Source organism: Paenibacillus sp. ALE3 (assembly GCF_054113405.1).
In genome coordinates this window covers 2,655,775-2,667,210 of the sequence record NZ_CM134214.1, presented here as the reverse complement: position 1 = coordinate 2,667,210, position 11,436 = coordinate 2,655,775, and the positions used below count along the sequence as shown (strand labels likewise).

1 protein-coding gene is annotated in these 11,436 nt (G+C 49.0%); it reads left to right on the top strand.

The genetic code is table 11. The features are described 5' to 3' along the window. The first annotated feature begins 173 nt into the window (after positions 1-173). On the top strand, positions 174-11,420 hold the full coding sequence (locus ACXHJ2_RS11665; RefSeq protein ID WP_165083676.1) for a non-ribosomal peptide synthetase: 11,247 nt from the start codon (positions 174-176) through the stop codon (positions 11,418-11,420). The last annotated feature ends 16 nt before the right edge of the window (positions 11,421-11,436 follow it).

Genomic DNA, 11,436 nt, shown 5'->3' with positions numbered 1-11,436 from the left:
ATCAGTTTTCAGGTTTCTAAAAGGCAATGATTTCACTTTGCATGTGCAAAGGGCAGCGGCTTCGTCCGACTGCCCTTGCCTGCAAAGTATTCTTTTTCCGATACAACGCTCATCTACGTAACAACGCACCATTCCAACCGGGGTACAGACCCCATAAAGCAGGAGGGATGTCATTGAAAGCCTTATTTGAGAAAGAGAAAAATTACTGGAGTCATAAGCTGGAATCCGAGGATCGTATCATCTGCTTGCCATATACCAACCATGTGTCCAGGGATACAGCTGCAACGGATTCTAATTGTCATACGTACACGCTGACATTTCCATCAGAAATTTCCCAAAGAATATCATCTATAACAGGTGGAGCTCCATGGGCCGTGTTTATGGTTCTGCTGGCTGGAGTTGAGAGCTTATTGCATAAATACACAGGTGAAGAAAGTGTGCTGCTGGGCATTCCTGTAGCCAAGTCTGGCAACGGTGCTACCAAGCCGATCAACCATCTGCTTTTATTGAAAAATACGCTGGATTCATTCACGACCTTCAAAACCTTGCTGTCTCAAATCAAAACCTCTGTCAGTGAAGCTATTGAACACCAAAATATTCCTTTTTGGAACTATACTGAGGGGCTTGAAATCCTACGTAACAAGGACGACAAGCCTCTTATCCACACCACGGCCTCCTTGCAAAATATTCACATTTCTGATTTTCTACATCACGTGCAATCTGAGCTGGATTTTCAATTTCAATGGGAAAATGCTGCAGTTTCTCTAAACGTGAAATACAGTAGCGACCGTTACGACCAGGTGACGATTGAACGCTTTGTTGAGCAGCTATTACGGCTGTATACCGTTGTTCTACATCAGCCAGAGTTGGAGATTTGCACAGCACAAGTGCTGTCAGAGCAAGAAGTAGAGCAGCTGGTTCATACTTTCAACGATACAGCTGTAGATTATCCACGTGATGCTTCCATTCATGAATTGTTCGAGATACAGGCGAAGCAGGTACCACAGCAGGTGGCAGTAGTGTCTGGACCCAATAGCCTAACCTATGAAGAATTAAATGAAAAGGCCAACCGACTGGCTCATTTTTTACGTAAGCAGGGAATCCGTACCGAACAGACAGTCGGCATTGTAGCTGAGCGTTCGATTGAGATGATCATAGGCATGCTCGCGATTCTTAAAGCAGGCGGGGTGTATGTTCCGATTGACTCTGATTACCCGGACGAGCGCGTGCGTTATTTGCTGGAGGATTCCGAGACCAAGATACTACTTGTACAAAAAATGGAGCATCGGCCCACAGATTTTAAGGGAATAGTACTTGACCTGAGTGATGATGCGATCTATGAAACAGATGATGCTGATCGCTGCAATTCCGTTTTGTCGTATGATAACGGGATGAGTACAGATACGGGTAATATGGGATATGTGGACTGCCTAAACCCACTCTATTCTATTTCTGCTAGTCCCGAACTTGCTTCTACTACAACTATCCCAACAGAAGCTACGCAATCAGAACAAGCTAAACCAATACAGCAGGTTTATGCAGCTGAAGAACAACCGAAGGCGACCGCAGCTGATCGATTGGCCTATATTATGTACACCTCAGGGACAACAGGCCAGCCCAAAGGGGTAATGGTGGAACATCGCAATGTCGTTCGTTTGGTGAAACATGCAAACTATGCACGTTTGGATGCGGACACGCGCATTTTGCAGACTGGGTCTGTTGTCTTTGATGCGTCCACCTTTGAAATTTGGGGGGCGTTGCTAAATGGTGGACAGCTTGTGCTAGTGAGTCAGGATGTCATTTTGGACGTGCTTAAGCTTAAGGAAGCTGTACGCAGCCACGGCATTACCACGATGTTTCTGACCACACCGCTCTTTAACCAGCTGTCTCAGCAGGATCTGGCGCTGTTCGAGGGGATACGGGAACTGCTGGTCGGCGGTGATGTGATGTCCGTACCACATATGACTCGGGTGCTGAAGGCTCATCCGTCCCTGCGAATCAGTAATATCTATGGCCCAACTGAAAATACGACCTTTTCCACAGTGCATGCGATCAACGGTGTGCAATCGGAATCTGTGCCAATTGGCAGACCGATCCATAATTCGACAGCATATGTCGTGGACCGTTCGATGCAGCTTCAGCCCGTCGGGGTATGGGGTGAGTTGCTAGTGGGCGGTGATGGGGTGGCACGTGGATACCGCAACCGTCCGGACTTAACGGCTGAAAAGTTCATCGATAGTCCGTTCCGTAACGGCGAACGCTGCTATCGCACCGGGGACCTGGTACGTTGGAATGCAGATGGGGCGCTGGAATACAAGGGACGGATCGATGCGCAAGTGAAAATCCGGGGTTACCGGATCGAGCTGGGCGAGGTGGAAGCGCAGCTGTTGAAGCTGGAGGTGGTGCGAGAAGCTGTTGTGACTGCACATGAGGATGAGCAGGGGCAAAAGCAGCTCTGCGCTTATGTAGTAACTCATGCGAATGCACAGTTAAGTGAGCTCCGCAGCGCTTTGAGCCGGGAACTGCCGGGCTATATGGTGCCGTCGTATTTTGTGCAGTTGGAGCAGTTGCCATTGACGCCTAATGGCAAGGTGGATCGTCGAGCTTTGCCTCAGCCGCAGGGAAGCATAAGCTCAGGTGCAGAATATGTAGCTCCTCAAAATCAGTTACAAGCACAACTGGTCAGCATTTGGAAAGATGTGCTGGAACTTGAGTGCATTGGGATTAAGGATAACTTTTTTGAAGCAGGAGGTCATTCCTTACGGGCGACAAATGTCATCTCGCTCATCCATAAGGAATTGCATAAAAATGTGCAGCTAAAGGACCTGTTCCAGCACCCAACCATCGAACAGCTTGCGCAGGTTATTGAAGCACTGGAGCAAACCACCTATGAATCCATTCCTGTTTCGGGAAATAAGCCATTTTATGCGGTATCCTCGGCTCAAAAACGGATGTATATTCTCAATCAGCTTGATGGAGCGGGAACTAGCTATAACATACCAGGCGCCTTGACATTGACCGGTTCACTTGATTACAAGGCACTGGATAACGCGTTCCGTCAGCTTATTAATCGCCATGAAACATTGCGCACAAGCTTTGAGAGCATGAACGGTGAACCTGTCCAGCGAGTACATGACGAGGTTCCTTTTCGCGTGGAGTTGATTCATGCCCACGGAGCTGACCAAAAGGAAACGGATGAGCTGGTGCATGGCTTTGTTCAGCCGTTTGATCTTGCGCATGCTCCGCTGTTCCGGGCGGGTCTGATTGAAACTGGGCCAGAGCATCATATTTTGCTGCTGGATATGCATCACATCATTTCGGACGGCACCTCTATAAATGTATTGATTCAGGACTTCATCCACTTATATGCGGGGGACACGCTGCCGTCGCTGCGCATTCAGTATAAGGACTATGCTGCATGGCAGCAGGAACAGCAGCAAAGTGAACGCTATCAGGAACAGGAAAATTACTGGCTCAATACCTTCGCAGGAGAGCTGCCAGTGCTGGATATCCCGACGGATTATCCACGTCCGGCGGTGAGAAGCTTTGAAGGAGATGTACTGGAATTTACGCTCGATCAACGGCAAAGCGAAGGATTAAAAGGCATTGCGATGCAGACCGAATCGACCTTATATATGGTGCTGTTGGCTGCCTATACGACTTTGCTTAGCCAATACAGCGGGCAGGAGGATATTATTGTCGGCTCGCCGATTGCGGGGCGGCCACATGCTGATCTTAGCAGTCTGATTGGGATGTTCGTCAATACACTGGCGATCCGCAATTATCCGGAAGGCGGGAAAACATTCCGCGATTATGTGCTGGAGGTCAAGGATAACGCGTTAAAGGCTTTTGAACATCAGGATTATCCTTTCGAAGAGCTGGTAGAAAAGCTGGGCGTGGATCGGGATTTAAGCCGCAATCCATTATTTGATACCATGTTTGCTTTACAAAACCTGGAGCAAACAGAGCAGCAGCTGGCAGAGCTGCAATTAGCGCCCTATCCGAGTGAACAAACAACGGCCAAATTTGATCTAAGTCTGTTCGCGCAGGAGGATGGGGAACAAATTGCCTGCGGTTTTCAATACGGAACCCGGCTGTACAAACGCGAAACCATCGAACGACTGGCTGTACATTTACAGCAGCTAATCAATGTGGTTATAGAACAGCCGGAGATCGCTCTTGCGGCTATAGAAATGGTTTCGGCCCAAGAAAAAGAGCAGCTGGTGGAGCAATTCAGCACTACAGCAGCAGACTTTCCGTATCCACGGGATCAATTACTGCATGTGCTGTTCGAGGAACAGGTTGCACAATCGCCAGATCGACTAGCGATCACCTTTGCGGACACACAGCTCACTTATCGCGAGCTGAATGAGCGTTCCGATCGTCTGGCATGTGTCCTTACTTCCCATGGGATACGGCGTGGGTCCGGGGCTCAGATACAGCGAGTAGGGATAGTAGCTGAGCGTTCCATTGAAATGGTCGTGGGCATGCTGGCTATTATGAAGGCAGGCGGGGCTTACGTTCCTATTGATCCCGAGTATCCGGAAGAGCGTATCCGTTATTTACTGGAGGATTCCGGTGCCGAGCTGTTACTGTCACAGCGACGGGAACAGATTTCTTTTGAACCAGGTATTCCGGTTATCGATTTGAGTGATGCGCAACTATGGAGCAGCGAATTTGAAGGATACACTCATACTCATGAATCAGATTCCATTACAAATGGGGGGTCTGCCTTAGATCTTTCGCATGTCATATACACCTCTGGTACGACAGGCAAGCCGAAAGGCGTTATGGTCAATCACCGTAATGTCGCACGGTTGGTGAAAGGCAATAGCTACGCCACGCTTGACGAAAATACGCGTATGCTGCAAATGGGCGCAGTTGTATTCGATGCCTCCACGTTTGAAATCTGGGGAACGCTGCTGAACGGTGGTCAATTATATGTAGTAAATCATGACACTATTTTGGATGCTGCCAAGTTCAAACAAGTGATGAACAAGTATCGTATTAACACCATGTTCATGACCACGGCTTTATTCAATCAGCATTCACAGCAAGACATTGAAGTGTTTGCATCCCTAAAGGAATTGCTCGTGGGTGGGGATGTGATGTCCGTACCACATGTTAACCGCGTGCTGAAGGAGTACCCGCAGCTTCGGTTGAGTAATGTTTATGGGCCGACAGAGAACACGACCTTTTCCACCACCTATGAAATTACAGAACCGCAAACTCAAGGTGTTCCCATTGGACGTCCGATTGATCATTCCACCATTTATGTGGTCAATCGTTCGTTAAAATTGCAGCCTGTCGGGGCGTGGGGCGAGCTCCTTCTCGGTGGCGATGGCGTGGCACTCGGGTATCTGAACCGGCCTGAGCTTACGGCAGAAAAGTTTATTGAAAGTCCATTCCGGCCTGAAGAATATTGCTATCGTACAGGGGATTTGGTGCGTTGGCGTGCTGATGGCGTACTGGAGTACAAGGGAAGAATGGATGAGCAGGTCAAAATTCGCGGCTACCGCATCGAACTGGGTGAAGTTGAAACCCGTTTGTCCACGATTGCAGGTGTGAAGGAATCTGTTGTTACTGTGCGGCAGGACGATAGCGGGCAAAAACAGCTGTGTGCATATTTTGTAACAGACAGCGAATTGAGCGCTAGCGACTTACGTAGTGTGTTATCACAGGATCTGCCGAGCTATATGGTGCCTTCCTACTTTGTGCAGCTGTCGAAACTGCCTTTGACACTGAATGGCAAAGTAGACCGTAGGGCACTGTCTGCACCTGAGCCTAATGTCGATACAGGTATGGATTATGTGGCACCTGAGACAGATGTCCAACTGGCCTTGGCTGCGGCTTGGGGAGCCATTCTGGGTATACAGAAGGTAGGCACACAAGATAACTTTTTCCATTTGGGTGGTGACTCCATCAAGGCTATCCAAGTATCGTCCCGCTTGTTTCAGGCTGGATACAAGCTGGAAATGAAGGATTTGTTCAAATATCCAACGATTGCAGGATTGAGCACATATATTCAGCCAGTTAAACGAGTAGCCGAGCAGGGTGAGGTTACGGGACATGTTGTGCTTACACCGATTCAGCGCTGGTTCTTTGAACAGTCAACGGATGAACCACATTATTTCAACCAATCTGTCATGCTCTATCGGCAGGAAGGCTATAACGAACGGGCACTTCGGCTGGCACTCCATCAGATTACAGCGCACCATGACGCCTTGCGAATGACTTTTCGTTCGTCGGAGAACGGATATACGGCATGGAACCGAGGTGTAGGGGAAGGCGAACCGTACCATTTGGAGTGCTTTGACTATAGGGATAGCGAAGTAATTGAAGAGAATTTGGAGAAAATGATTGAGGCAAAATGCAATGAAATTCAATCCAGTATTTCCTTGAGCGAAGGGCCATTGATGAGGCTCGGCCTATTCCGTTGCCCGGATGGTGATCATCTGTTGGTCGTGATTCACCATTTGACAGTGGATGGGGTATCCTGGCGCATCCTATTCGAGGATTTGGCGACAGCATATGAGCAAGCCGCCAAGGGCGAACAGATGATTCAGTTACCGCACAAGACGGATTCGTTTCAAACATGGACCGAGAAGCTGCACGCCTATGCTAACAGCCCAGCTATGGAACGTGAGCGGGCGTATTGGGAGGGGATTGCACTAGCGAAACCGGCACCTTTGCCGCAAGATTATGGACATAACGAGCACGACAAGCCATTGATTGGCGATAGTGAGTCGGTTACTGCTTTGTGGACACACGAAGAGACAGAGCAATTGCTCAAGCAGGCCAATCGTGCCTACCGTACAGAAATTAATGACCTGTTGCTGACGGCAGTAGGAATGGCATTGCAAGCATGGAGTGGTCATGATCGATTCCTAATTAATCTAGAGGGACATGGTCGTGAAGCCATTTTACCAGAGGTGGACATTACCCGGACGATTGGGTGGTTTACAAGCCAATATCCTGTTTTACTCGATATGCCAAAAGAAACGGCTCTTTCGCAGCGAATCAAGCATGCGAAAGAAGGATTGCGCAGTATTCCGCAAAAAGGAATAGGTTACGGGATACTGAAATATTTAGCCGAAGTATCTCCAGCCCTATGTGAGGTAGATCCTGAGATCAGCTTTAACTATTTAGGACAATTTGATCAGGATATGAAGGGAAATGACCTGCAGTCGTCTCCTTATAGTGGAGGTATGCCACTTAGCCCGACTATGGCTCGGACGTATACGCTGGATTTTGGCGGCATCATTTCAGGAGGCCAACTGGGGCTGACAATTAGCTATAGTCGTACCAGCTATCGACCAGAGACGATCGAGCGATTGGCCAGTTTATTGGAATCGAGCCTGCGTGAAATTTTGAAGCATTGCATTCATAAAGAACATCCAGAGCTAACCCCAAGCGATATTTCCTATAAAGGAATGCGTGTTGAGGAGTTGGACAGCTTGTTGTCTGAGATGGGTGCTACGGGTGAGATCGACAATGTCTATACCCTGACCCCAATGCAAAAAGGGATGCTGTTTCACAGCCAACTCGATAGTCAAGCAGCTGCCAATGACGCGTATTTTGAGCAGGTTTCTTATGATATGCAAGGTCAGCTGGACATTCATGCTTTTGCAGAAAGCCTGAATACTCTAGTTCGGCGACATGAGGCGCTGCGTACACACTTTTATTTTGGACGGGATACGGAGCCTTTGCAGGTAGTGTATCGAAACCAAGATTGTGGCTTCTATTACGAAGATTTACGAGAGCTGGATAGCGATACAAGGGATACACAGCTGACCAATTTCAAGTTGCAAGATAAAGCACGAGGCTTTGATCTGCGTCGGGATGTCCTACTGCGTGTAGCGATTTTGCGCACTGGGGAAGATCGTTATCATTTTGTGTGGAGCTTCCATCATATTGTGATGGACGGTTGGTGTCTGTCCCTTGTAAACAAAGAAGTGTTTGAGAGCTATGCAGCACTTCGGGAGCGCAGAGTACCGGAGTTGGCACCGGCGGTGCCCTACAGCCGCTTTATTGAATGGCTGGAAGCACAGGATCGCAACGCAGCAACCGACTACTGGAGAAGCTATTTGTCCGGGTATGAGCAGCAAACAGCACTGCCAGCTGTAAAATCCGGTCGCAAGAGTGAAGGCTATATGGCCAGTGACTGGATGACGGATTGGGAGCATGAGCTGGCTCTCCGGGTGGAGGAGACGGCCAAGCGGTATCAGGTGACCATGAATACATTATTGCAAACCACATGGGGGATTCTGCTGCAAAAGTACAACAACCATAGTGATGTTGTATTTGGCAGTGTCGTCTCAGGTCGTCCATCGGATATTATCGGGGTCGAGGATATTATTGGCTTGTTCATTAATACCATTCCTGTTCGCATCCGTAGTGAAGCAGGGGAAACTTTTGCGGAAGTTATGAAGAAAATGCAGGAGCAAGCGCTGGCTTCTCATGCGTATGATACGTATCCGTTGTTTGAAATTCAGGCACTGACCGACCAGAAACAGAATTTAATTAACCATATTATGGTGTTTGAAAATTATCCGGTGGATGAGCAGATTGAAGAAATGGGTAGTGACGGGCAGGAGTTATTATCGGTTTCCAACGTGACGGCTACAGAACAGACTAACTATGATTTGAGCATCGTCGTTATGCCGGGAGAAGGCATAAAAATTCGTTTTATGTATAACGAACTCTGCTTTGATCAAGCAGATATTGAACGTCTGCACGGACATTTTGTGCATCTGCTAGAGCAAATTTTGCTTAACCCGAATGTTTGCGTTGAAGAGCTGGAATTGGTTACAGCCTCAGAAAAACAACAGATTATAGGAGAATTTAATGACACGGCCTTAGCATATTCCTACAATCAGACGATCCAAAAACGGTTTGAGGAGCAGGTGGAACGCACGCCGGATCATATCGCCGTCGTTTGGGGTCAACAATCTTTAACTTACCGTGAACTGAACGAGCGAGCCAACCGCCTTGCACGGACTTTACGCGCGAAGGGGGTTAAACCAGATCAGTCGGTAGGTATTATGGTATATCGCTCGCTAGACATGATCGTAGGCATCTATGCGATCCTCAAGGCCGGCGGAGCCTATGTGCCAATTGATCCGGAATTTCCGGCCGACCGCATCTGCTTTATGCTGGAGGACTCCGGAGCGAATCTGGTGTTGACGCAATCGCATTTAGCGGAGCAAGCATCGCTGAGCTTCGATGGCCAGGTGCTTGTGCTGGATCACGAGGACATCTATCACGAAGATGGCTCGAATCTGGAGCCACTGGCCGGACCGCACCATGTCGCCTATGTGATCTATACCTCCGGTTCCACCGGAAAACCGAAGGGCGTAATGGTGGAGCACCATTCCGTGCTGAACCGGATTTTGTGGATGCATGATCGTTACGGCTTAAGTGCGGAAGATACGATCCTGCAAAAGACCGCCTTCACCTTTGACGTGTCGGTGTGGGAGCTGTTCTGGTGGTCGATGGTCGGCTCGAAGGTGAGTCTGCTGTCGGTCGGCGGGGAAAAGAACCCGGAAGAGATTGTGGACACGATTGCTCGTGATGGCGTGAGCACGATGCACTTTGTACCGGCCATGCTGCATGCGTTCCTGGAGTATGTGGAGCAGCAACCACGAGAAGCGATGCAAGCGAAGCTAGGCACGCTGCGCCATGTTTTTGCCAGTGGTGAAGCCTTACCGCCACAGCATGTGGCCCGGTTCCAGCGGCTCGTGTCGAGCTTGGCCGGAGCGAAGCTGATCAACCTGTATGGTCCAACCGAAGCGACGGTGGACGTATCGTACTTCGATTGCGAGCCGGATGAGGAATATGCGGTTATTCCGATCGGGAAACCGATTCAGAACATTCGTCTGTACATCGTGAAGGAAGGCACAGAGCAATTGCAGCCGATTGGCGTCGCGGGTGAGCTGTGCATCGGCGGTGTAGGTGTAGCCCGAGGTTATCTGAACCGTCCAGAGCTGACGGCCGAGAAGTTTGTGAAAGATCCGTTTGCTGGAGGCAAAGCAGGCTATGAGCGGATGTACCGTACAGGCGATTTGGCAAGATGGATGCCGGACGGCAACATTGAATATCTGGGCCGGATTGACCATCAGGTGAAAATTCGCGGTTATCGAATTGAACTGGGCGAAGTGGAGGCACGGTTGGCAAGTGTGCCGCTCGTGCGGGACAGCGTTGTTATTGCTTTGCAGGATGGAATAGGTCAGCAGCAATTATGTGCTTACTTCACGGCTGATGAGCAGCTGACTGTCCGTGAGATTCGAGCTGTGCTATTGGGCAGTCTACCAAGCTATATGATTCCATCCGTATTCGTACAGATGGAGCGTATTCCGCTGACGGCCAACGGCAAAATCGACCGAAAAGCGTTACCTACGCCGGACACAGCGCTGCGCACGGGTATAGAATATGTTGCACCGCGAACCGACGTGGAGCAGTTACTGGCAGCCATTTGGCAGGAAGTACTTGATATTCCACAAGTGGGTATCCACGATGACTTTTTCACGTTGGGTGGACATTCCTTGAAAGTACTGGAGCTTATACGCAAAGTTCACCTTGCCACAAACATTGAGCTTCCTATACGCAGTGTGCTGGAGTTCCCGACCATAGAAGAGCAGGCGCTCACATTATTGAAAGCTGATCTGGAATACAAGGCCGATAGTCCAATCATTCGGTTGAATGAACACGGTCCGGTCTCCATCTTCTGCTTTCCGCCGATGCTTGGATACGGGCTGTCGTTTGCAGAGCTTGCGAAACAACTGGATCAAGACGCAGTCGTGTACGGGTTAGAGTTCGTAGATGATGCTGCGGATGAGCAGGCAATGTTGGCACGTTATGTTGATCTTATCGTCAGCACACAAGCGCAAGGTCCGTATGTACTGCTTGGTTATTCCATAGGTGGGAATCTAGCGCATAAGGTTGCCTCTACACTGGAGCGTCAAGGTCATGCTGTATCCGACATTTTTATGCTTGATTCAGTCAAAAGAACGGAAGCCCTGCCTTTCACAGACGAAGAAACAGAGCAGGAAATTCATGCGATGCTGGAACAGGTTCCTGAATCTTACCGCGAGCTGCTGAATGAAACGTACCAGCGTAAAATGATCGCTTATGCGGTGTATGGCAATCAGCTTGTGAACACTGATAAGGTTCAGGCGAATATTCATGGTTTTGTCGCCGTTGGATCGGAAACGGTGAAGGGCACAGGAGATAATCGACTTTTATGGAAAGACGCTACACAAGGAAGCTATGAAGAACATAGCTTGATTGGGAATCATTATGAACTGCTGGAACCCGGATTTATCGAAGAAAATGTAAAAGGTATCCGTGCCGCGATACAAAAGATTACCCGGAACATGGACAAAGGCATGGCACAAGGTTTAACACATCATAATTCTTGAAAATCTACGCTTGACG